The following is a 24748-nucleotide window of genomic DNA, read 5'->3' on the forward strand; positions in this document are numbered from 1 at the left end:
TCTTTTATTGTATAATCAAGTTATTAAATAAAGTAAAATATAAAAGAAATATAAAATATGTAGAGGTGAAGTGATGTTTTCGAAACTAATGACATGGGTTTTTGGAATAATATTTATAGTAATACTATATTCCATAATTTATTATGCATTAAAGATAATGTATAAAGATGTTAAAGGCGGGAAAAAGAAGAAAGCCCCTGGAAAGAAAGCACATGGATTAGAAGTCTTAAAGACAATCTCTAATGGAACTCTAGGCATTGGCTCGGTTATACCAGTGACGAGTACTATATCTATTGGGCGAAGAGAAGATAATTCAATTGTGCTAAATGATCAGTTTGTATCATCATATCATGCTAAAATTTATGTTAAAAACAATGATTTTTATTTAGAAGATTTAGCAAGTACAAATGGTACATTTATAAATGACTCAAAAGTAGAGGGAAGAGTGAGATTAAAAGTAAATGATCAAATAAGAATGGGAAGCACCGTATTTAAGGTTATAGGATAAAAGAGGTGATAAGATGAATACTACTTTAAAGTATGAAAAAAGGATGTTGCTATTAGTCTATCTTTTATGCTTAGCCTTATTTACTAATATAGCTGTTAAGCAAACTCCTATAGACAAAATGGCTTTTATAATAGCAGGTATATTAATAATTATTATTGGGTTTTCACATTTTATAATAAGAAAGTTTTATCCTGATGGGGATAAATATATGCTTATTTTTGCATCGGTTTTAGCTGTAGTTGGAATAGCAGTTCTTTATAGATTAGATCCTAAATTAGCAATTAAGCAATTAGTTTGGTTTAGTTTGGGAATAGCCCTTTATATGGGAATTGTAATAGTTATGCCAGATTTAAAAAGTTTTGCTAAGTATAAGTATATTTATATGGGTGGTACTTTAATTTTTATGGCTATGGCTATGATTATTGGTAAAACTGTAAATGGTTCAAAAAACTGGGTTTATATAGGTAGCTTTGGTTTTCAACCTTCTGAAATAGGTAAAATATTTTTAATACTTTATTTAGCATCTGCTTTAATGAAGTATGAAAAGAAAGATAATATAAAATATGAATTTAAACAACTTTTAGAGCCTGCATTAGTTGTAATGTACTCTTTAGGATTTATGGTTTTACAAAAAGACTTAGGATCAGCTCTTATGTTCTTCTTTGTATCTATAACTATGCTTTACATAGCTACTTGTAATTGGAAGTATGTTGGTACTGGATTAGTATTATTTTCACTAGGTGGAACAGTAAGTTATTTCTTGTTTAGCCATGTTAAAAAAAGAGTAATGATTTGGAAAGATGTTTGGAAATATGCTAGCAATGAAAGTTATCAGATAGTTCAAGGATTTTATGCCATGTCTTTAGGTGGAATGTTTGGGACAGGGCTTTATAATGGTTATCCTAAATTAGTACCTTTTGCATCTACGGATTTCATATTTACATTAATAGCACAAGAGTTAGGTCTTGTTTTTGGTATAGGATTACTATTATTATATTTCTTATTATTCTATAGAGGAATAAGAGCGGCATTAAATACAGATGATCCATTTTCACAATTAAATGCTGTTGGATTTAGTACACTTATAGTTGCTCAAGTTTTAGTAATTATAGGAGGAGTATTTGCAGTAATTCCATTAACGGGTATAACTTTACCTTTAGTTAGTTATGGTGGAACATCTATGCTTACAGTGTTCATCGCCTTAGGAATACTTCAGAAAATTTCAGAGGAGGGACTAAGATAGATGGCAAAGAAAAAAGATTTATCAGGAAGTATAAAAAAAGTTATGTTTGTCTATTTAGTGCTATTAGTAGGGCTTATAAGTTATATAGCTTACTTCCAATTAATACAAGTTCCAAAGATAGCTGAGATGGATAGCAACTCTGCTGTTATGGCTGCTCAGAACGAGGTCATAAGAGGAGAAATAAAAGATAGAGATGGAAATGTTCTAGCTAAAAGTACTAAAAGTGGTGATTTAACTCAAAAAAGAGAATATCCTTATGGAGAAATATATTCTCATCCAATTGGATATGCTAGTGGAATATATGGAAATGCAGGATTAGAAGGAGCATATTCAAAAGAGTTAACTACTTATGAAAATGTATCATTAAAAGCTTTCTTAAAATCATTTAACTTGAAAAAAGATTTTAAAGAAAGAAATGAAAGTGATAAAAAAGTAGGAAATAGTATTGTAACAACTTTAGATACTGATTTACAGAAGGCAGCCTATGCAGCCTTAGGAGCTAATAGAGGGGCTGTAGTTGCCTTAGATCCTAAGACTGGAGCGGTGTTAGCCAGTGTTTCAAAGCCAGGATTTAATCCTAATAACATGAAAGAAACATATGAAATTGCTAATAACCCTAATGGAAATCCTAAGGATGCCATATTAGTTGATAGAGCTTTAAATGGTCAATATCCTCCAGGATCTACATTTAAGGTTGTAACTTTAACATCTGCTTTAGAAAATCTTCCAGGGGTAACTGAAAGAACTTTTAATGATACTGGTTCTATAAATGTTGGTACAAAAGATTTACCAAATGAAAATGGAAATGCTTATGGAAATATAAGCTTAAGAAAAGCTTTATCAGTTTCAAGTAACGTAATATTTGGAGGAATTCTTGGAGAAGAGCTTGGAAACAAAAAACTAAGAGAGACAGCAGAAAAGTATGGATTTAATAAAGATTTATATTTAGGAAATCTTAAAGCTTATTCTGGAAGTTTCCCAGATAGAAAAACTGTTGACAAAGGACTTATAGCTTATGATGCTATAGGTCAAGGGGAAGTTTTATCAAGTCCTATTGAAATGGCAATGGTTGCAGCAACAGTAGCTAATAATGGGGTTAGAATGGAACCTTATATAGTTAGTAAAGTTGTGGATAAAGATGGGGATACTGTAAAAGAGTTTAGCTCAACTAAAAAAGATACAGTTATGAGCAAAGAACAAGCTCAAATCATAAATGAATATATGCAAGGCGTTGCAAAAGATAGAATAAATGATAACTGGGGATATTTTAAAGGAATGAATGTGGCAGCTAAGACTGGTACAGCACAGGTTCCTGATGGAAATTCTCATGCATGGTTAATAGCTTTTGCTCCAGCTGATGATCCTAAAATAGCTGTTGCAACAATAGTTGAAAATGGTGGCTCAGGTTCAAAGGTGGCGGCCCCTGTTACAGCTAGGGTAATGCAAGCATATTTTAATAAATAATTATAGAATATAACTAAATACTTAATAAAAAAATAATCGCCCTAATATTACTATGAGAAATAGTATGTTAGGGCGTATTAATTTATAGTGATTTTACATAAATGTTATTTAATTTATAAAAATAAGTTTTATAATAAAAGATGCGAGGTGATAATGATGTTTGATTTTCAACACCAATTAAAGATATTGCCTGATAAACCAGGAGTTTATATAATGAAAAATTCTCTTGGAGAAGTTATTTATGTAGGAAAAGCAAAGGTATTGAAAAATAGAGTAAGGCAATATTTTCAAAACTCTAAGAATCACTCTGAAAAAGTTAGAGCTATGGTTAAGAATATAGCTGAATTTGAGTACATAGTTACTGATTCTGAAATGGAAGCATTAATTTTAGAATGTAATCTTATCAAGAAATACAGTCCAAGATATAACATAGCCTTAAAGGATGATAAGTTTTATCCCTTTATAAAAATAACCACTAATGAGGATTTTCCAAGGGTTTATGTTACAAGGAATTTTGCTAAGGATGGAAATAGATATTTTGGACCATATACCAATGGTACAGCCGTTTATGAGGTTATGGGGCTTATAAAGAAGTTATTCCCATTAAGAACCTGTAAAAAGGCCATTGTGGAAGGTGGAGAGCCTACGAGAGCATGTTTAAATTATCATATTAACCTTTGTAAAGCTCCTTGTGCTGGCTATATATCTAAGGCTGAGTACTGGGAAATGATAGATGAAATTATAAACATTTTAAATGGTACAGACACATCCATAATAAAAAAATTAAAATTAGAGATGGAAAAAGCTGCAGAAGAATTAGAGTTTGAAAAAGCAGCTAAAATTAGAGATAGAATTTTGGCCATAGAATTGATTAGCGAAAAACAAAAAATGTTTACTGTAAAAGAGGGCGATGAGGATTTTATAGACTTATATACTGATGAAAAAGATGGATGTGCTCAAGTTTTCTTTGTTAGAGAGGGAAAAGTTACAGGCAGAGAGCACTTTATGATTGAAAATATTAGTGATGATCCAGTTAAAGAGGTAATAAGTTCCTTTATAGCATCCTTTTATGGAGGAACTGCACAAATACCTAAGACTATCTATGTGCCAGAGGAAATAGAGGATCAAGAGCTTATAGAAAAGTTTCTTACAGAAAAAAGAGGATCTAAGGTTTGGATAAAAGTCCCTAAGAAGGGGGATAAAAAGAATCTTTTAGATATGGTTAGAAATAATGCTAAGATAATGCTTGATCAATTTAAAGAAAAAATGGTTGAGGAAAAAGAGTTAAATAAGTCTGCCTTAACTGAACTGGCAGATGTTTTAGGATTAGATTCTTTGCCTGCTAGAATAGAGGCTTATGATATATCCAATATACAGGGTGTAGACTCAGTAGGAACCATGGTAGTCTTTGAAAATGGAAAAGCAAAAAATTCAGATTATAGGAGATTTAAGATAAAAAGTGTTAAAGGTCCTAATGATTATGAAAGTATGAGAGAAATATTAAGCAGAAGATTTTCTCATGGATTAGAGGAAGTAAATAAAATAAAAGAGAGAAATTTAGAATACTCAAAGGGAAAGTTTTGTATTTTCCCAGACTTGATAATGATGGATGGGGGAAAAGGGCAAGTAAACATAGCCTTAGAGGTTCTAAAGGACTTTGGTATAGAAATTCCTGTCTGTGGCCTTGTTAAAGACCATAAACATAGAACTAGAGGAATTATATTCAATAACGAAGAAATCCTCATTAGAAGGGGTTCAGGCCTTATGAATCTAATAACTAGAGTTCAGGATGAGGTTCATAGATATGCCATAACATATCATAGGAGTTTAAGAGATAAAAGAACCTTACATTCCATATTAGAAGATATACCTAGAATTGGGGAAAAGAGAAGAAGAAATCTTCTTATGAAGTTTGGAAGTATAGATAATATTAAAAAGGCATCTATGGAAGAATTATTAGATACACCAGGGATAGACAAAAGAGCAGCAGAGAGTATAAAACAATATTTTTCAAGTTAATTTTATTAACAGAAATTGACTTAGGATAATATATATAATATTATGGCATAGGAAAATAAAAAAATTTGTACTAAATATTGAAAATATGTCAAGAATTAATTTATACTATTAAATTAGGATATTAAATTTAAAATTGAGGAGTTTGGGTATGAATCAATACATGGAGTTTTATAAATTATTAGGTGAATTTTATAATGAAGAAGATATTACTGTGGATTCTCCAATGAGCGAACATATTTATTTTAGAGTAGGAGGACCAGCAGATATACTAGTAACTCCTGTTAATGAAGAACAAGTAGTTAATACTTTAAAACTTTGTAGGGAATATAATGTACCTTATTTTATATTAGGTAACGGTTCTAATATTTTAGTTAAAGATGGTGGCATTTCTGGAGTTGTAATTAAATTTAACAAGTTAAACAAGATCACAACAGAGGGAAATTGCGTAACAGCTCAGAGTGGAGCTTTATTAAAAGATGTATCAAAGGCTGCTTTAGAAAATAATTTAAGAGGCTTTGAATTTGCATGTGGAATACCAGGAAGCATAGGAGGCGCAGTATTTATGAATGCTGGAGCTTATGATGGAGAAATGGCACATGTAATAAAATCAGCTAGAGTAATTGATGAAAATTGTAATATTAAAAATTTAACTAAAGAGGAATTAGAACTTGGTTACAGAAGTTCAATAGTTATGAAAAAGGGATATGTAGTTATAGAGGCTACAGTTGAACTAGAAAGCGGAGAGTATGCTAGTATAAAAGATAAGATTGATGATCTTACAAACAGAAGAGAGAGTAAGCAACCTTTAGAATATCCATCAGCAGGTAGTACATTTAAAAGACCAGAAGGATATTTTGCTGGAAAACTTATTCAAGATTCAGGATTAAAAGGTTTCTCAATTGGAGGAGCTGCTGTTTCAGAAAAGCATTCAGGTTTTGTAATAAACAAAGGTGGAGCTACAGCTAAGGATGTCTTAGATGTTATAGCTCATGTTCAAAAAACAGTTAAAGAAAATTTTGATGTTGAACTTCATACTGAAGTTAGAATAATTGGTAGAGATTAGTAAGAAGGAGTATGCATGTGCATACTCTTTTTTTAGCCGTATCATAATATAAAAATTCTTTACTTAGAAAATAGAAAAATATATAAAATTAGAGGTTTATAAAATAAGTAATAATTGACTTATTTTATGTTATAATCTATTTAAGAAATTAGTTTGTTTGCTTTAATTACTAAGTGATTAAAGCATTTCTTATGTTTTGAAGTTATTAAACAGATTATAGATTTATAGGAGATGATAATATGAGATTTGTAATAGTTACTGGACTTTCAGGGGCTGGAAAAACAGAAGCAACAAGAAGTTTAGAAGATTTAGGATACTTTTGCGTAGATAACTTACCTCCAAAGTTAATACCTAAGTTTGCAGAGGCCTGTGTTCAAAGTGAAGGTAAAATAGATAAAATAGCATTAGTAATAGATATAAGAGGCGGAATATTCTTTGATGATTTATTTGAAAGTATAGAGTATTTAAAAGCTAATGATTTTAATTACGAAATTTTATTCTTAGAGGCTTCTGATGAGGTTTTAGTTAAGAGATTTAAAGAAACAAGAAGAAGTCATCCGCTTTCACCAGATGGAAGAATAATAACTGGTATAAGTGAAGAAAGAATGAGACTTAGAGAACTTAAGGATAGAGCTGATAATATAATAGACACTTCAAATTATCCTATAAGAAATTTAAGAGAAAAAATAAATCTTTTATATGGAGATGGTAAGCCAGTTGAGCAAAATCTTTCAATAACTGTTTTATCCTTTGGATTTAAGTATGGTATTCCATCAGATTCAGATTTAGTTTTTGATGTTAGATTTATACCAAATCCATTTTATATTCCAGAGTTAAAGCCATTTTCAGGGGAAGATGAACCAGTTAAAAATTATGTTCTTGCTCAAGAAGAAACAAAAGGATTTTTATCAAGACTTTCAGATATGGCAGAATTCTTAATCCCTAATTATATAAAAGAAGGAAAGAGACAACTTATTATCTCTATTGGATGTACAGGGGGAAGACATAGATCAGTAGCCATAGCTAATGCTTTATATAAAGACCTTCTATGTAAGAACTTCCATGTTACCTTAGAGCATAGAGATATTAATGAGGATATAAATAGGGGAGATAGAAAACTATGATGATGAAAAAAATGCTTAAGCCTGGTATCAGAGTTAAAAGATACATTTTTTTGGCTTTAGCATCTATAATTACAATGGCTGTTGCCATTGCAAAGTTAATTGATGAGAGGCATTTAACCACCATTCATGATAAAGCTGTATTTATAATACTAATAATTTTTTCTGGGTTAGTAGGATATAAATCAATAGTTTGGTGCGTGAAGTCAGTGGTTTCATTAGTTAATAAAGGATATATAAATTTATCTATTGAAGAAGATGATTTAGAAGACCTAATAGAAGATGATAGACTTTTAATTAAAGGGCCAAAGATTGTTGTTATAGGTGGGGGGACAGGCCTTTCCACCATGCTTAGAGGATTAAAACACTATACATCTAATGTAACGGCTATAGTAACAGTTGGAGATGATGGGGGCGGATCTGGTATTTTAGAGAAGACTTAGGAATACTGCCACCTGGAGATATAAGAAACTGTATTTTAGCCTTAGCTAATACTGAGCCTTTGATGAACGAATTATTGCAATATAGATTTAATGATGGTAGACTAAAGGGCCAAAGTTTTGGTAATTTATTTTTAGCGGCTATGGATGGAATATCTGAAAATTTTGAGGATGCTGTCCAAAAAATGAGTTCTGTACTTGCCGTTAAGGGTGAAGTTTTACCTGTAACTTTAGAAAATATGGTTTTAGAAGCAGAACTTATGAATGGACATAGGGTAAGAGGGGAATCTCTAATAGGAGAGGAAGTAATAGACCAAAGTAGTCCAATAAAAAAATTAAAGATAATACCAGAGGATGCTAAGGCTTTAGATAGGGCTTTAGAGGCTATAGAAGATGCTGATGCTATAGTTTTAGGACCAGGAAGTTTATATACTAGTGTATTACCTAATCTTTTGGTAAAAGATATAAGTAAAGCTATAAAGAAAAGTAAAGCATTTAAAATATATAATTGCAATATAATGACTCAACCAGGTGAGACTGATGGATTTAAGGTATCTGACCATGTTCAAGTTATATTAGATCATTGTGGAAAAGATATGGTAGACTGTATAATTGCAAACTCTAAAGATATTTCAGAAGAATTAAAAGAAAAGTATTTAGATAAAAATTCTGAGCTTGTAGAACTTGATATTAATAAGCTTAAAAAGATGGGACTATGTGTTGTTGATGGAGATTTAACTAAGGTTAAAGGGGATTATATAAGACATAATTCTGATTATTTAGCACAACTTCTCATTGAAACAGTAATGGAAAAGCATTTATTATATGATAGAAAGAAAATTTTAGAGTATATATATTTATCACAAAGAATTAAGAAAAGAGAAGGTTCAAATAGGAAGGAGTAGCCATGTCATTTTCAGCAAAAGTAAAGGGAGAAATATGTAGATATATTGATATATCAAAAGAGGAAGCTCTTGCTCAAATATCAGCTATCATGAAAGTATGCGGTACACTTGCTTTTAGTGGTAGACAAATAAGCTTCAAAATGACAACAGAAAATCCTGCATCTGCAAGATTGATGTTTACTATATTAAAGGATTACTTCGACATACATGCAAAGCTTATGGTTAAAAAAAGTAATTCCTTAAAGAAAAATAATATTTATATGGTTGTTGTAACTGAAGAAATGGGAGTAAAAAAATTACTTGAAATAACAGGTATATTAAGAGAGATAGATGGAATAATGTCACTAGACTATCATATAGATGAGAATTTAGTTGATACAGAAGAAAAGAAAAAAGCTTATATTAGAGGAGCCTTCATTGGTGGAGGAAGTATAAGTAATCCAGAAAAAACTTACCATTTAGAGTTTGTTACTCACTCTCAAGAATATGCAGAGGATCTAGGAAAGCTAATTAATACTTTTGGTTTAAAAGCTAAGGTGATACAAAGAAAAAATAGTTATATAGTTTATATAAAAGAGGGAGAGCAAATAGTAGATTTATTAAATATAATAGGAGCTCACACTGCACTTTTAGAACTTGAAAACATTAGAATCATGAAAGAGATGAGGAATAATGTAAATAGACTTGTAAACTGTGAAACTGCAAACCTTAGTAAGACTGTAAATGCAGCGGTTAGACAGGTTGAGAGTATAAAGCTTATAGAAAGAGAAATAGGTCTTGCAAGGCTTCCTAAGAATTTAAGAGAAGTTGCAGAGCTTAGATTAACTTATCCTGAGGAATCCTTAAAGGAGCTTGGTGAAATGCTTGAACCACCAGTTGGAAAATCAGGAGTAAATCATAGATTAAGAAAAATTGAAAAAATAGCTGAAGAGCTTAGAACAGGCAACTTCTAGCAGAGTTTTTAAAATCTTTTAAGTAATTATTTTAACAGCGAATATTAAATTTGCTGTTAAAAAACTTAAAAGTTTTTTTATGCAAAAAAATACCTACCAAATTGAATAATATTAATTTGTTTTTATGGGGAAGATAATTTTGAAAAAATATTATTTTAAGTGGAGGTATTAATATGGCAAGAAATTTTAAAAAGACAATTTGGCTTTTAGTAGGAGTAATGATCTTTGGAATTATAGGTATGGTTGGATGTACAAAGAAGACTAATGAAATGACAGAGAACTCAGGACTATCAGCAACTACTCCAGCAGAATATAAAACAATGCTAGAAGAAAAAATAAAAACTTATATTGGTGATGTAAATTTAGGTACAGAATATGATTTTTCAAAGGTAACAGAGGATACTAAGCAAGCAACTTATGAAGAATATGAAAAATATTATAAAAACCTAGATACTGAACTTACAAATCTAAAAAATGAACTTAACAGCAAAGTTTCTCCATCAGATGGAAAAGTTAATGATGCAAATAGAAAGATAGTTGAAAGCATAGATAATTTAAAAATGTCTATAAGCACTGTTAAAAGTGATTTAGACGCTAACAGAAATAAAATATTAGCAATGCCTAAAGATGAGTTTATTGGTGCAATGAAAGACATTGAAAAATCTGCATATGATGCTAGAGTTAAAGTTCAAGAATCTATAGATTCAGCAAAAAATAGTTTTAAATAAGAAATTAAGCCTATATTAAAATTTTATTTTTAATATAGGCTTAATTTAGTTTAAATTTTAATTTAGCTAACTATTTAAATTGATTAATTTTAAGAAATTAATTTAAGTAAAGTTCTAGTATAAATCAATTAATATGGTAATTTAGATATGTTTGTATAAAAAGATTATTTTTCCTTGAGAGGTTAATAATTAGAATTAATACAATAAAGTTTTCTTAGTGTATTTCTCTTTAATATGGTAAAATTAATATATTACACTTAATTTAAAACATAATTTTTAAGTGTTTACTTTAATAAAAAAATAGAGATTATTTTTAAGATTTAAACTTAAAAAATAGCATTTTATATATGATTAAAAATATTTTATAGAAACAATATTAGATGAAAGGATGTGAAGGAAATGGAGGATAAGAAGTTTTGTCACTTGCATCTACACTCTGGGTATAGTTTGCTTGATGGTTCTGGAAAAATAAAGCCACTTATTAAAAGGGCAAAGGAACTTGGAATGGAAAGTATAGCATTAACTGACCATGGTGTTATGTATGGATGTGTTGACTTATATAAAGAAGCTAAGGCAGAAGGAATAAAACCTATCTTAGGATGTGAAGTTTATGTTGTGCCTAAGTCTAGAAAGATAAAGAGCAATGATGAAGATAATAAAACATATCACTTAGTTCTTCTTGTTAAGAATGAAAAGGGATATGAGAACCTTATGAAAATTGTTTCTGTAGCATCTATTGAAGGCTTTTATTATAAACCAAGAATTGATAGAGAATATTTAAAAGAACATTCAGAGGGAATAATAGCCCTAAGTGCTTGTCTTGGAGGAGAAGTTCAAAAAGCTATTTTAAATGGAAATATAGATAAAGCGAGAGAAGCTGCAATATTCTATAGAGATACATTTAAGGATGGATTTTACTTAGAACTTCAAAACCATGGAATAGAAGAGCAAAAAAAGGTTAATGAGGTAAATATACAGTTAGCTAAAGAACTTAATATTCCTTTAGTTGCAACTAATGATGTTCACTATATAAATCAGGAAGATTCAAAGGCACATGACATACTTATGTGCATACAAACTGGAAAAACTGTGGATGATCCAAATAGAAGAAGATACCCTTCTGATCAATTCTATTTAAAATCACCAGAGGAAATGTGGGATATGTTTGATTACGTTCCAGAAGCTTTAGAAAACACATTAAAGATTGCAGAAGAATGTAATTTTGATTATGAATTCCATGTTTCAAAGCTTCCAAAGTTCCCACTTCCAGAAGGGGTAGAGCCTTTTGAATATCTAAGAAAGACTTGCTTTGATGGTCTTATAGATAGATTAGAAGAACTTAAGCCTCTTAAGGAAAAGGGAATATATGATATAGATAAGGTTTATGAAATTGGTGAGAATAATGAAAAAGTAAAAGAAGATATAGAAAGGCTTGAATATGAGCTTGGAGTAATCAAGCAAATGGGATATGTTGATTACTTCTTAATAGTTTGGGATTTCATTAAGTATGCCAATGATAATGGGATACCAACTGGTCCAGGAAGAGGATCAGCAGCTGGAGCCTTAGTTGCCTATACCTTAGGAATAACAAAAATAGACCCTATGAAATACAGCTTACTCTTCGAGCGTAAATTAAGATGCGCTGTTTAAATCGGGTGAATTGCTGGGAAGCTAAGTCGAAAGATATGCCAATCAGCAGCCGAGTCTAGGAATAGCAGAAAAGTACTAGAAAGGTTCAGAGACTAGAAAAGTGAGTAGCTAAGCAATAATCTTTTCCACGAGTGCCCGACATATTGAATATAAATATATTTAGCAAACCAAAATATAAGTAAGACTTTTATTTTGGAGGAATCTATGCATAAGTATATATGTGAAAAGTGTTCAAAAGAATTTTTAACTAGAAAAAAAGGGCAAAGGTTTTGTTCAAAAAGTTGTGCAAATTCACACAATACAACTTTAAGAAAAATTGAAGATTTAAGTATATTTGATAAAGGTATAAATGAAATTAGTGCTTATATATTAGGCTTAATAATTTCAGATGGATGTTTAAGTTATGATAAACATTGTAAAAGATTCAAAATAACAATAACATCAACAGACTTAGAGATAATTAAGTTTTTAAATAAGAGCTATTGCTTAAATAAAAAGATATATGAATATAAGAGTAAAAAATTCAAAGATGCAAAAATAAGCTATAGTTTTATAACCACAAATAAATATGATGTTGAGTTTATACAGAAAATAGGTATTACTGAAAGAAAAAGTAAAGATGTATTTTTGTTGAATGTAGAAGAAAGCTTTATTGGTGATTTTATACGAGGAATATTTGATGGTGATGGAAGTGTGTATATAAATACAACAAAGAATAAACTGTCTAATGGAGATATTAAGGAGTATAAATATTTAAATGTTAGTATATCTACAGGATCAATAAACATGGCTAAGCAATTATCAAATTTATTAAATCAAAAAAGTATAAAAGCAAAAATAGTTAAAGATTCTAGAAAGTTTCATGAGTGTTGGTATGTTAAAATATACGAAAAGAATTCGATTTTGAATTTATATAAGTTAATGTATACCGATGCTAAATTATATATGCATAGGAAAAAGAATGTATTCAATATGATGATATAGTCCAAACTGAAGTAGAAATGACTACTTGATTAAAATGAAGGAAACTTCCAGAGTACAAGATAAAGAGCTTGTAGATAAACACTAATTGTTCTTAAATCCAGAGAGAGTAAGTATGCCAGATATAGATTCTGACTTCTGTTATGAGGGAAGACAAAGGGTTATAGACTATGTTGTTGAAAAGTATGGTCACGATAATGTATCACAGATTATAACTTTTGGAACAATGGCAGCGAGAGCGTGTATTAGGGACGTAGGTAGAGCTATGAATTACACTTATGCAGAGGTTGATAGAATAGCTAAACAAATACCTACAGTTCTTGGGGTAACAATAGATAAGGCTTTAGATTTAAATCCAGAGCTTAAAACAATATATGATACTGAAGAGAGAGTAAAAGAACTTATTGATGTAAGTAGAAGGCTAGAAGGGCTTCCAAGACATTCATCAACTCACGCTGCGGGAGTAGTTATAGCTTCTCAGCCTTTAGTTGAGTATGTTCCACTTCAAAAAAATGATGAATCCATTGTAACTCAATTTGATATGACAACCCTTGAGGAACTTGGTTTATTAAAAATGGACTTCTTAGGTCTTAGAACCTTAACTGTTATGCGTGATGCTGTGGATATGATCAAGTATAACAGAGGAGTAGAAATAGATTTAGATAATTTAGACTTTGATGATAAAGAAGTTTATAAAATGATTGGTGAAGGAAATACAGTAGGGGTATTCCAGTTAGAGTCAGCAGGAATGACTTCTTTCATGAAAGAGCTTAAGCCAGACTGTTTAGAGGATATCATAGCGGGAATATCATTATATAGACCAGGTCCTATGGCAGAAATACCAAGATATATAAGTGGTAAAAGGGATCCAAAGTCAGTAGAATATATAGTTCCTGAACTTGAAAACATATTAAATGTAACCTATGGAGTTATGGTTTACCAAGAGCAGGTTATGGAGATTGTTAGAAAATTAGCAGGATATTCCATGGGGAGAAGTGACCTTGTTAGAAGAGCTATGTCTAAGAAAAAGCATAAGGTCATGGAAGAAGAGAGAAAGAACTTCATATATGGAATTGAAGATGAAAATGGAAATATAGAGGTTCCAGGTTGCTTAAGAAATGGTATTTCAGCTGAGGCAGCTAACAAAATATTTGACTCTATGATGGACTTTGCATCCTATGCATTTAACAAAAGTCATGCTGCTGCCTATGCCGTAATAGGATTCCAGACAGCTTATCTTATGAGATATTATCCAGTAGAGTTTTTAGCTGCTATGCTTAACTCTGTTATGGGTAACAGTGATAAGGTATCTGAATATATAAGAAGTGCAGAAAAGCTTGGAATTCAGGTATTACCACCAGATATAAACGAGAGTTATACTAAGTTTACAGTTAAGGGTGATACTATAAGATTTGGTATGGGAGCTATAAAAAATGTAGGGGTAAATGTTGTAGAAAACATAGCTAAATCAAGAGATGAAAAGGGTAGATTCACTTCCCTTATGGATTTTTGCAACAAGATAGACTTAAGTATTGTAAATAAAAGATCAGTAGAAAGTTTAATAAAAGCTGGTACATTTGATAGCTTAAAGGTTTATAGATCACAATTACTATCTGTTTTTGAAAAAATAATGGATGGAGTATATTCTCAGAGAAAGAAAAACATAGATGGGCAAATGTCATTGTTTGGAGCACTTCAAGAGGAGAGTGAATCAAACTTAGAAATAAGATACCCAAACATAAAGGAATTCAACAAGAAATATATGCTTGCTATGGAAAAGGAAATGACAGGACTTTATATGAGTGGTCATCCACTAGATGATTATGAAAAGCCTTTAAAGGAGCAAACATCAATAACTATAGAAAAAATAATAGAAGCTCAAAAGAATTTAAATGAGCAAAAAAATGTTGAATTAGAAGATTTAGTCTTAGACAGTTCTTTAACTGATGGAACTAGAGTGATTATAGGGGGAATTCTTACTAATGTTTCTAGAAAGGTAACTAGAAATAATACTCTTATGGCATTTGCAAAGGTAGAGGACTTAACTGGTTATTTAGAATGTGTTATATTCCCTAAAACCTTAGAAAAATGTAATGCACTAGTAAATGAGGATTCCTTTGTTTTAATAAGAGGAAGAGTTTCTCTAAAGGAAGATGAGGAGCCAAAAATACTTTGTGAAGATATACAACCACTAGAATTAATAAATTCTTCAAAGGTGTATATAAAGGTTGAAGATAGAGAAAAAGCTAATATGATAGTTAAGCCTTTAAGAGTTTTATTATCACAATATAAAGGTGATTCTCCAGTTTATATATTTGCAGCAAAGGAAAAAGCATCTTTTAGATTAAACAGAGATATGTGGGTTGATTTAGATACAGATGTAATAGACTTTTTAATTAGCAAATTTGGAGAAGGAAATGTAAAAGTAGTTGAAGGTTAATATTATAATTCAGAGATGAAAGAAAAGTTTAAGTGTTTTCATAAAGATTGAAATTTAATCTTATAATATTAAACTTAAAATTTGTTAAAACTAAATAAAATAGGAAATGAATGTCCACTTTAGAAGGAAAACTAGAGTATAAAATATTTTTTTAATAGAATGGGTATTAACGATTACTTATTGAGTTTGAGGGAGATATTTTAAATGAAGCACTAGTAACAGTCTTTTTAAAAGTGGACTTTTTTTTAAAAAGTGCTAAAATTAATTTGTAAATTTTCTTAAAATTAAAAAAAATAAAATTTTTTTAAAATAAGTGCATAAATTTATTATATTAAAATTTATGATTTGTTTTAAGGATGAGATATAGTGAAATTTAACTTAGAATTTTTTATATTTAATTAAATATTAAAAAGATTTTAGAGCATAATAATAATTGAAAAAATTATCATATATCGAGTTTTTTTTCTTTAATTCTACACAAAAAGGTTGAAAATAAGCACTACTTTAAGTACAATTAATTGTGGTAGAATAGTATTAATAAAGTTGCATAGGGTATTTAAATTTTTGATAAAATTTAAATTAGAATAAAATTTAAAATAGTTTAAAATTGATAAACATTTAACATATATAAATAATATCTTAAAAATGTGGGTAATATTTGACACTGTTGGGACTTAGTTTGTCCCAAGTGGTGTAGAGGAGGAAAATATTATGAAAAAGATTGCTGTTTTAACAAGTGGTGGAGATGCACCAGGAATGAACGCTGCCTTAAGAGCAGTTACAAGAATGGCTTTACACCATGGACTTGAAGTAATGGGAGTTCAAAGAGGATACGCTGGATTAATAAATGGAGAACTATTCAAAATGGATAGAAAATCTGTTTCAGAAATCATAAACAGAGGTGGTACAATCTTAAGAACTGCTAGATGTTTAGAATTCAAACAAGAAGAAGTAAGAGAAAAAGCTGCACAAATATTAAAAGCTTACGGTGTTGAAGCTTTAGTAGTTATAGGTGGAGATGGATCATTCATGGGAGCTAAACTTCTTTCAAAATTAGGAGTTAAGACTGTTGGATTACCAGGAACAATCGATAACGACTTATCTTACACAGATTACACTATAGGATTTGATACTGCATTAAACACAGTAGTAGATGCTATAAACAAATTAAGAGATACATCAACTTCACACGAAAGAGTATCTATCGTAGAAGTTATGGGAAGAAACTGTGGAGACCTTGCTTTATATGCTGGTATCGCAGGTGGAGCAGAAGCTATAATAGTTCCAGAAATGCCATTTGATAAAGATGAATTAATCAAAACTATCTTAGAAGGTAGAACAAATGGAAAAACTCACAGCATAATAGTTGTTGCTGAAGGAGTTGGAGGATCAGCTGAATTAGCTAAAGAAATAGAATCTGTAACTGGTATAGAAACTAGAGCTACAATTTTAGGTCACATCCAAAGAGGTGGATCACCAACTGCTGATGATATAGTATTAGCATCAAGAATGGGAGCTAAAGCTGTAGAAGTTTTATTAGAAGGAAAAACTTCAAAAGTTATAGGAATTAAAGAAAATAGAATATTCGATATGGATATAGATGAAGCTTTAGATATAGAAAGAAGCTTTGACGAAAGTCTTTACGAAATGGCTAACGCTATAAACAAATAATTTGAGTTAATGACATAATAAATTTTTTAAATTTATTATTTATTATATATTTTAAACTTAGGGTTAATTTTTTTACGAGGGAGTGTTTTTTAAATGAGAAGAACAAAATTAGTATGCACTATCGGACCAGCTAGTGAAAACGAAGAAATCTTAACAAAAATAATCGAAGCAGGTATGAACGCTTCAAGACACAATTTCTCACATGGTGACCATGAAGAACATAAAGGAAGAATGGTTAAAGTAAGAGAAATATCAAAAAAATTAGGTAAAGAAGTAGCTATATTATTAGATACTAAAGGACCTGAAATAAGAACTGGAAAATTCGAGCCAAGCAAAGTTGAATTAACTGCTGGAACTGAATTTACTATATATGCTGGAGCAGAAGACGTAATAGGAGACACTACTAAGTGTTCAGTTACATATGCTGGATTAGCTAAAGACGTTAAAGCTGGAGATACTATCTTAATAGACGACGGTTTAGTTGGATTAGAAGTTGTATCTGTAGAAGGAAACGCTGTTAAATGTGTAGTAAGAAACACTGGATTAGTTGGAACTCACAAAGGAGTTAACGTTCCTGGAGTATCAATAAAATTACCAGCTATGACTGATAAAGATAGAGCTGACTTAATATTCGGTTGTGAAATGGGCGTTAACATGGTTGCTGCTTCATTCATAAGAAAAGCAGAAGACGTTAAAGCTATAAGAGAAGTATTAATTGCTAACGGTGGAGCTGATATACAAATATTCTCAAAAATCGAAAACCAAGAAGGTGTTGATAACATAGATGCTATCATCGAAGCTTCAGACGGTATCATGGTAGCTAGAGGAGACCTTGGTGTTGAAATACCAATGGAAGACGTTCCTTCAGTTCAAAAAATGATCATCGAAAAATGTAACAATGCTGGAAAACCAGTTATAACTGCTACTCAAATGTTAGACTCAATGATGAGAAACCCAAGACCAACAAGAGCTGAGGTTTCAGACGTAACTAACGCTATCTTAGATGGTACTGATGCTATCATGTTAAGTGGTGAGTCAGCTAACGGAAGCTGGCCAGTAGAAGCTGTTGAAACTATGGTTAAAATAGCTACTAAATCAGAAGAAATGTTAAGCTACGAATTAGCTTCATCAAAAGCTAAAAAACATATACCAGCTGTACCAGGAGTTATCTCAAGAGCTGCTTGTAATGCTGCACACGAGTTAAAATCAGCTGCTATAGTTTCATTAACTCAATCAGGAGCTACTGCTAAGAGAATATCTCAATGCAGACCAGATGCACCAATCGTTACTGTAACTCCAAATGAAAGAGTTGCTAAGAAAGTTGCTTTATGCTTCGGAGTTTACCCAGTTGTTGCTGAAAATGCTACAATGGAAAACGCTGTTGAAATAGCTAAAAATGCTGGATTCGTTAAAGCTAATGACACTGCTGTAGTTGTTGCAGGTGTACCAGCTAACGAAGGAAACACTAACATAGTAAAAGTTGAAGTTGTAAAATAATTTTATAACTGATTATAAAAATAGGTAGATTATTCTACCTATTTTTTTATGAAAACATACTCTCATTACTTAAATATTTATGAGAGTATGTTTTTGTTGTTTAATATAAAAATTTTTTGGTTTATATTTTTATTAATTAAAAATATAAATTTTGAAAGGTTATAAAGTTAGATAAAATATTATAATCTTAAATGGAAAAATGAGTAGATTTTAAAGAAGTTTAATTGTTAATAAAATGTTAATAAAAGATTGAGAGTTTAAAAATGTAAATATTTTAAAATAAAATGAAGATAAAAATAAATTATATTAAATAAAATCTATAAAAATATATAGTTAACAAAAAGTTAACAATATTTTTATGACAAGTAAAAGAAAATAGTGTATATTAGATAGTGCTTATGAAATAATATAAGTAGAATCAAATGGCAACTGATTCCAAGATGAAAAAGTACTTGATGACTGATACCATCGAGTGCTTCTTTTTTTATTTAAAATTATTAGATTAATATAGTTTTATAGTATAAATTTAATATAAATACAAAAAATAACCTCAAATAATATTTTGAGGAGGATTTGAATATGACAAGATTAGCATGTTCAGCTCATAATTGTGTTAACTATGTTAATGGAATGTGTTCAGCTTTGACTATTGAAGTTGATGGAGAGAGTGCAGAGAATAAACAAGAAACCTGTTGCAATACCTTTGCACCAAGAACCTTTGTTAATGCAATTAAAAGTGCATTTAATACTAATTATGCTGGAACAATAATGCAAGCACTAGATAGTCAGGAAGATGTAGATCATAAAATAAAATGCTATGCTATGAATTGTACATATAATGTTGGAATGACTTGTACTTCTACTGATATACAAGTTTTTGGACCAGAAGCTACAACATCTACTTCAACTGAATGTGAAACTTTTTATAAAAAATAATTATTAAAAGCTAGAACTAAAATATTAAATTTTAGGTTCTAGCTTTTTAATTATATGGTAAAATATATTCTTAAGAAATTAATATAAATCACTTCAAAATTAATTAAATAAATGATATTTTATAGTAAGTACTTAAAGGAACTATTATATATATTTATTAGTATGATGATAAAAATCTTGTGTTAAGTAAAAAGGTATAAGAAAATAAATATTTAAAATAAATTATTATTTTAAATTTGATATTTAGAATTTGTTAGGCGGTTATTAAAAAATAGTTTAATTATTTGTGGAATATAAGGGGGAGTAAAATGAATGAGTTAGGTAAGATTGCTGTAATTACTGGAGCAACTAGTGGAATAGGGAAGGAATATGCTTTTCAACTAGCTAAAAAAGGATATGATTTAATATTAGTAGGTAGAAGAGTTGAAAAAATTAAAACTGTTGCAGAAGAGATAGAGAATAATTTTAAGGTTAAGACACATGTAGAAATTTTAGATTTAACTGATGATAATAAACTTGATGATTTTATAAAAAGATTAGAGAAAAAAGATAACATAGAATTTTTAGTGAATAATGCAGGATATGGAGCTGATGATTCCTTTACAAGGGATGAGTATAGTAAGCAGTATGATATGGCAAAGGTTCATATGTTAGTTACTATGAAACTTTGTCATAGCTTAAGCAAGAAGATGAAAGAAAATAATAAGGGATACATAATAAATGTTAGCTCTATGGCTGGATTTAACGTATTTCCAAGTTCAGCAATGTATTGTTCAACAAAGGCTTTCTTAATAAGTTTTACTCAATGTTTAGCCATGGAACTTTTAGAGAATAATATAAAGGTTCAATGCCTTTGTCCTGGATTTACTAGAACAGATTTTCATAGTAAGTTAAACATGGAAGAGAGTAAATTGCAAAATAAAGGTTTTGTAAGATGGATGAGTACAAAAGAAGTGGTGGAAATAAGTTTGAAAAATATAAATAAGAAATTAAAGGTAATAGTTATTCCTGGATTTTGTAATAAATTTTTATATTTTGTTAGCAAGTTTACACCTAGATGGCTCTATTATAAGGTAGCTATAAAGGGATGGGAGTTAATGGACTAATATTATGTAGGAGATTAGAGATAATAGTTTTACTATTAGAATTAAATCTGGTTTAAATTAATATTAGACATTAATTTATTTAGTATCTCATTTCTTAAAAGAATTAAGAAGATTTTTTTAATATAAAAAATTAAAGAGGTAAATTGGATTGATAAAGTTAAGGAGGATTAAATGGAAAAATTTCTGAAAAAACTACTAAGTAGAGCATTTATAGTTGGATTTCTTATATTCATACAGTTTGTTATACTTATGGGGGCAATATGGAAAGTAAGCGAAGATTTCATATATGTATATTTTCTGTTTATCTTTATTAGTATAGTAGTATTTATTTATATTGTTAGTAGAAAAGATAATCCATCCTATAAATTAGCATGGGCGGTTCCTGTATTATTAGTTCCTGTCTTTGGAGGATTATTTTATTTAATATTTGGTGGAAATAAGACAAGCAAAAAGTTTAGAAAACAAATAAAAGCTTCTTATGATGAAACAGCACATTTATTATATAATGATAGAAAAGTTTTAGATGAGTTAGAAGAACAAGATAAAAGTATAGCTAATCAATCAAGGTACATAGCTGATTACTCTCAGTTTCCAGTATATAAAAATACTACAACTGAGTATTTATCTCCTGGAGAGGTATTTTTTGAAAGGTTAAAGGAAGAGTTAAAAAAGGCAAAGCACTACATATTTATGGAATATTTCATAGTACATGAAGGAGTTATGTGGAACTCTATTTTAGAAATATTAGAGGAAAAGGTTAAAGAAGGTGTAGAGGTTAGATTCGTTTATGATGATATGGGATGCTTAGGAACTTTACCATATAAGTATAATGAAGTTTTAGAGGCTAAGGGAATTAAATGTATGGTATTTAATCCTTTTGTGCCCCTTTTATCCTTAAGAATGAATAACCGTGATCATAGAAAAATAACTGTTATAGATGGGCATACTGGGTTTACTGGGGGAATAAACTTAGCTGATGAATACATAAATGAAATTGTTAGATTTGGACATTGGAAGGATGCCTCCATAATGATAAAGGGGGATGCTGTTTGGAATTTAACAGTTATGTTTCTTCAAATATGGAATTTCTATAGTGAAAGAAAAGAGCAGTATGAAAAATATTACCCATATTTTCATCATGAAGATGAATTTGAAAGTGATGGATATGTTCAGCCCTATGGAGATAGTCCTTTAGATGATGAAATAGTAGGGGAAAATGTATATTTAAATATTATAAATAAGGCAAAGGACTATGTTTATATAAATACTCCATACCTTATTATTGATAATGAACTTGTTACAGCGCTTACTCTTGCTGCTAAAAGTGGAATAGATGTTAGAATAGTTACTCCTCATATTGAGGACAAATGGTATGCTCATATAGTTACAAGGGCCTATTATCCTCAACTTATAGAATCTGGTGTTAAGATATATGAATATACTCCAGGATTTATTCACTCAAAGACCTTTGTATCTGATGATGAAATAGGAATAGTAGGTACTATAAATATGGATTATAGAAGTTTATATCTTCACTTTGAATGTGGAGTTTGGCTATATAAAACTAAATCTGTAGGACAGATAAAAGATGATTTCTTAAAAACTTTAGAAAAATGTCAAAGAATAACTTTAGAAGATTGTGCTAAGGTTAAAGTTCCTACTAGAATTTTAAGGTCTATAATAAGAGTATTTGCTCCACTTATGTAATTAAAATATTAATAGTAATTAAAAAGTTTTAGAAGAATTTAAAGCTTATTTTCTTCATTTATGTAATTAAAATAGAAAAAAATTAAGTTGTAAAATTTGGGTGAGAGATTTAATGAAGTAATGCTTAAAATAATATAATTCAACATAAAAATTTGGAAAAGGAGGCTAAATTATAGCCTCCTTTTTAGTGTTAGAGTGAAAATTTATTATTTTCTTTCGAAACTTCCACAATCAGTACATTCTGTAGAAGATGCTTCAGCAGTGTGCTTTACAACTTCTATTTTGTTTAGAGTACAATAATTGTCCTCATTACAATGGTACTTACATTCATGAACTGTACATCCGATACTTGAATTGTGTTTCATAATAAATTCCTCCTTAAATTAAGAACCTCTTTGTTGGAACTACCAACAGTATATATAATGTGTAAAAATGCTTTTATTTATACTGGAAGTTGAATCTATGAATGGATATAGTTGTTTGAATAAAAACATATATGATAGAATTTATTTAGTTTAATGTTGAAAGCGTGGATCAAAAAGAGATTTTATTTAATTTTTAAAATTATGTAATTAAAAATAAGTTTTATCTTAAAAGAAAGGTTTTTTATGAATTTACTTTGGAGGAAGTTATGTTTAAAAATTTAACTTTTAATGAAAATGAGAAAAAATATATACAAATAGCAAGGTATATTAGAGAGCTTATTAATAGGGGCGTTTTAATAGAAGGAAGTAAACTGCCTTCCTCAAGAGAGATTAGCAGTATTTTATCAATAGGAAGAAATACTATTATGTCTGCTTATGAAATTTTAGAAAGTGAAGGCTTTGTTGAAACCATAAAAGGTAAGGGAACCTTTGTAAAAAAAGAATTTTCTAATGAAAAGTCTACTAAAGTTTCATCAATTAAAAAAGAAAACTCTGAAATTAAAGAGGATAATAAGTGGAATATTGATTGGAAGTATAAAACTAATGAATATGGAGTATTAGCTGAAAGTTTAGATATTATAAAAAGTGAAGAGAAGTGGGAAAAGGGAATGATTTCTTTTAAAAGTATAGCTCCTCCAGGAAATCTTTTTAATATTGAGGAGTTAAAGAGATCCTTTTCTAATAGAATTGCCTTAGAAAAACATAAAATAGTTAATTATGGATATGCTGTGGGATATAAACCTTTTATATATTATTTAAAGGATTATATGAAGGAAAAGGGCGCTTATTCAGAGGAAAAAGAAGTAATAGTAACTAATGGATTTACAGAGGGACTAGATATGATCCTTTCTGCATTTACAAAAGAGGGAGATTATATACTTTGTGAAAATCCAACTCATAATACAGCTTTAAAAATAATGAAAACTCACAAACTAAATATTATTGGAGTTAAAATGACCAAAGATGGCATGGACATAGAGGATTTAAATAAAAAAATTAAAAAATTTGGGGAAAAGATTAAATTTTCTTACTTAATTCCCTCATATCATAACCCAACAGGAGTTGTGGCATCTATTAAAAAGAGAGAAGAGGTCTATAATATTTTAAAAAATGCTGGTATTCCTATTATAGAAGATGGTTTTAATGAGGAGCTTTTATATGAAAGTTCTCCAACTATTCCTTTAGCATCCTTAGATAGGGAAAGTAATGGTGTAATATATATAGGAAGTTTTTCTAAAATATTATTTCCAGGTTTAAGAATAGGATGGGTATATGGAGATAAGAAAATAATAGGGATATTAGAAAGCGTAAAAAGATGTAGAAATATCCATACTTCCTTCTTAGATCAAGGAATTCTTTATGATTTCATGATAAGTGGAGCCTTTGAAAAGTATATTAAGAAAGTTAGAAAAGTTTATAAGGAAAAATATAAATTTACTAAGAAGGTTATAGAGAAATATATTAAAGAGGCAGAAATTTGGGGCGAAGGTGGACTTTATATGTTCTTAAAAATAAAAGGTGTTGATACAAGAGAGCTTTTAAAAAGGTGCTATGATAGGGGAGTTCTCTTTATGCCTGGAGATTTATTTTATATAGATAATGATCTTTACCTAGAAAAAGAAAACAGAGTATTTTCTTTAGAGGAACATAATATTAAAGGGCGAGAGAAGAGAGATACCTTAAGGATTGGTTTTACAAGGCTTTCTGAGGAAGAGATAGAAAAGGGAATAAAGATAATAGGTGAGGAAGTTAGGAGTATTTTAACTTAATCTAGTAGAGAAAGCTTATTAATAGTGCGTTGTAAAAGGTAATTTCATATGATAAACTTTAAAAGTTAGTTATTAGTTAAGTTTATATAATAACTTAATATGATGATTTAGTTCGTTTTGTA

16 protein-coding genes and 3 pseudogenes are annotated in these 24748 nt (G+C 29.7%); 18 read left to right on the top strand and 1 reads right to left on the bottom strand.

The window, feature by feature from the left end; genetic code table 11:
• Positions 1 to 73 precede the first annotated feature (73 nt).
• The 17 genes and pseudogenes from CPF_RS01715 to cls all read left to right on the top strand — a co-directional run bounded on the left by CPF_RS01715 (position 74) and on the right by cls (position 22432).
• On the top strand, positions 74 to 508 hold the full coding sequence (locus tag CPF_RS01715) for an FHA domain-containing protein (protein WP_003473867.1): 435 nt from the start codon (positions 74 to 76) through the stop codon (positions 506 to 508).
• 13 nt (positions 509 to 521) lie between these two features.
• Positions 522 to 1751, top strand: a complete 1230-nt coding sequence (locus CPF_RS01720) for an FtsW/RodA/SpoVE family cell cycle protein (RefSeq protein ID WP_003457997.1) — start codon at positions 522 to 524, stop codon at positions 1749 to 1751.
• Entirely contained in the window at positions 1752 to 3215 is a 1464-nt protein-coding gene (locus CPF_RS01725; RefSeq protein WP_003452191.1) for a peptidoglycan D,D-transpeptidase FtsI family protein, read from the top strand.
• Between the two features lie 156 nt (positions 3216 to 3371).
• Positions 3372 to 5234 (top strand): excinuclease ABC subunit UvrC, encoded by a 1863-nt coding sequence (uvrC, locus tag CPF_RS01730; RefSeq protein ID WP_003458095.1) that lies wholly within the window; start codon positions 3372 to 3374, stop codon positions 5232 to 5234.
• Between the two features lie 148 nt (positions 5235 to 5382).
• Positions 5383 to 6297 carry a UDP-N-acetylmuramate dehydrogenase gene (gene murB, locus CPF_RS01735; protein ID WP_003457971.1) on the top strand — a complete coding sequence of 305 codons (915 nt, stop codon included), beginning with the start codon at positions 5383 to 5385 and terminating at the stop codon, positions 6295 to 6297.
• Positions 6298 to 6536: 239 nt separating this feature from the next.
• A complete protein-coding gene (gene rapZ, locus CPF_RS01740; RefSeq protein WP_003457961.1) occupies positions 6537 to 7421 on the top strand; it encodes an RNase adapter RapZ in 885 nt (294 codons plus the stop codon).
• Positions 7418 to 8763, top strand: a pseudogene (yvcK, locus tag CPF_RS01745) (uridine diphosphate-N-acetylglucosamine-binding protein YvcK). Before rapZ ends, yvcK begins: the two are co-directional and overlap by 4 nt.
• Positions 8764 to 8765: 2 nt before the next feature.
• Positions 8766 to 9716 carry a DNA-binding protein WhiA gene (gene whiA / locus CPF_RS01750; protein WP_003457993.1) on the top strand — a complete coding sequence of 317 codons (951 nt, stop codon included), beginning with the start codon at positions 8766 to 8768 and terminating at the stop codon, positions 9714 to 9716.
• A 173-nt stretch (positions 9717 to 9889) separates the two neighbouring features.
• Entirely contained in the window at positions 9890 to 10444 is a 555-nt protein-coding gene (locus CPF_RS01755; RefSeq protein ID WP_011590150.1) for a hypothetical protein, read from the top strand.
• Positions 10445 to 10843: 399 nt separating this feature from the next.
• A pseudogene (gene dnaE / locus CPF_RS01760) lies at positions 10844 to 12079 on the top strand (DNA polymerase III subunit alpha); the annotation flags it as partial.
• 219 nt (positions 12080 to 12298) lie between these two features.
• Positions 12299 to 13078 (top strand): LAGLIDADG family homing endonuclease, encoded by a 780-nt coding sequence (locus tag CPF_RS01765; protein WP_004457554.1) that lies wholly within the window; start codon positions 12299 to 12301, stop codon positions 13076 to 13078.
• Between the two features lie 88 nt (positions 13079 to 13166).
• Positions 13167 to 15515, top strand: a pseudogene (dnaE, locus tag CPF_RS01770) (DNA polymerase III subunit alpha); the annotation flags it as partial.
• Between the two features lie 711 nt (positions 15516 to 16226).
• Positions 16227 to 17186 carry a 6-phosphofructokinase gene (pfkA, locus tag CPF_RS01775; protein WP_003455617.1) on the top strand — a complete coding sequence of 320 codons (960 nt, stop codon included), beginning with the start codon at positions 16227 to 16229 and terminating at the stop codon, positions 17184 to 17186.
• Positions 17187 to 17279: 93 nt separating this feature from the next.
• Positions 17280 to 18683: a pyruvate kinase gene (pyk, locus tag CPF_RS01780; RefSeq protein ID WP_011590151.1), complete on the top strand. Its 1404-nt coding sequence runs from the start codon at positions 17280 to 17282 to the stop codon at positions 18681 to 18683.
• A 579-nt stretch (positions 18684 to 19262) separates the two neighbouring features.
• The gene (locus CPF_RS01785) at positions 19263 to 19619 is read left to right on the top strand and encodes a DUF1540 domain-containing protein (protein WP_003479007.1); all 357 of its coding nucleotides are present in this window, start codon (positions 19263 to 19265) and stop codon (positions 19617 to 19619) included.
• Between the two features lie 308 nt (positions 19620 to 19927).
• Entirely contained in the window at positions 19928 to 20725 is a 798-nt protein-coding gene (locus tag CPF_RS01790) for an SDR family NAD(P)-dependent oxidoreductase (protein WP_011590152.1), read from the top strand.
• Between the two features lie 171 nt (positions 20726 to 20896).
• Entirely contained in the window at positions 20897 to 22432 is a 1536-nt protein-coding gene (cls, locus tag CPF_RS01795; protein ID WP_011590153.1) for a cardiolipin synthase, read from the top strand.
• 206 nt (positions 22433 to 22638) lie between these two features.
• Here cls and CPF_RS14720 read toward each other — a convergent pair whose 3' ends face one another.
• Entirely contained in the window at positions 22639 to 22797 is a 159-nt protein-coding gene (locus CPF_RS14720) for a DUF1540 domain-containing protein (RefSeq protein WP_003479004.1), read from the bottom strand.
• Positions 22798 to 23063: 266 nt separating this feature from the next.
• On the opposite strand from CPF_RS14720, the gene CPF_RS01800 reads away from it, so the two are divergent.
• Positions 23064 to 24626 (top strand): PLP-dependent aminotransferase family protein, encoded by a 1563-nt coding sequence (locus CPF_RS01800; protein ID WP_011590154.1) that lies wholly within the window; start codon positions 23064 to 23066, stop codon positions 24624 to 24626.
• Positions 24627 to 24748 lie beyond the last annotated feature (122 nt).

This window comes from Clostridium perfringens ATCC 13124 (genome assembly GCF_000013285.1).
GTDB lineage: Bacteria > Bacillota > Clostridia > Clostridiales > Clostridiaceae > Sarcina > Sarcina perfringens.

Coding starts and splice junctions, on each gene's coding strand:
- pyk (WP_011590151.1), top strand. CDS start 17,280: ATGAGAAGAACAAAATTAGTATGCACTATCGGACCAGCTAGTGAAAAC.
- uvrC (WP_003458095.1), top strand. CDS start 3,372: ATGTTTGATTTTCAACACCAATTAAAGATATTGCCTGATAAACCAGGA.
- cls (WP_011590153.1), top strand. CDS start 20,897: ATGGAAAAATTTCTGAAAAAACTACTAAGTAGAGCATTTATAGTTGGA.
- murB (WP_003457971.1), top strand. CDS start 5,383: ATGAATCAATACATGGAGTTTTATAAATTATTAGGTGAATTTTATAAT.
- rapZ (WP_003457961.1), top strand. CDS start 6,537: ATGAGATTTGTAATAGTTACTGGACTTTCAGGGGCTGGAAAAACAGAA.
- CPF_RS01800 (WP_011590154.1), top strand. CDS start 23,064: ATGTTTAAAAATTTAACTTTTAATGAAAATGAGAAAAAATATATACAA.
- CPF_RS01725 (WP_003452191.1), top strand. CDS start 1,752: ATGGCAAAGAAAAAAGATTTATCAGGAAGTATAAAAAAAGTTATGTTT.
- whiA (WP_003457993.1), top strand. CDS start 8,766: ATGTCATTTTCAGCAAAAGTAAAGGGAGAAATATGTAGATATATTGAT.
- CPF_RS01765 (WP_004457554.1), top strand. CDS start 12,299: ATGCATAAGTATATATGTGAAAAGTGTTCAAAAGAATTTTTAACTAGA.
- CPF_RS01755 (WP_011590150.1), top strand. CDS start 9,890: ATGGCAAGAAATTTTAAAAAGACAATTTGGCTTTTAGTAGGAGTAATG.
- pfkA (WP_003455617.1), top strand. CDS start 16,227: ATGAAAAAGATTGCTGTTTTAACAAGTGGTGGAGATGCACCAGGAATG.
- CPF_RS01785 (WP_003479007.1), top strand. CDS start 19,263: ATGACAAGATTAGCATGTTCAGCTCATAATTGTGTTAACTATGTTAAT.
- CPF_RS01790 (WP_011590152.1), top strand. CDS start 19,928: ATGAATGAGTTAGGTAAGATTGCTGTAATTACTGGAGCAACTAGTGGA.
- CPF_RS01720 (WP_003457997.1), top strand. CDS start 522: ATGAATACTACTTTAAAGTATGAAAAAAGGATGTTGCTATTAGTCTAT.
- CPF_RS14720 (WP_003479004.1), bottom strand. CDS start 22,797: ATGAAACACAATTCAAGTATCGGATGTACAGTTCATGAATGTAAGTAC.
- CPF_RS01715 (WP_003473867.1), top strand. CDS start 74: ATGTTTTCGAAACTAATGACATGGGTTTTTGGAATAATATTTATAGTA.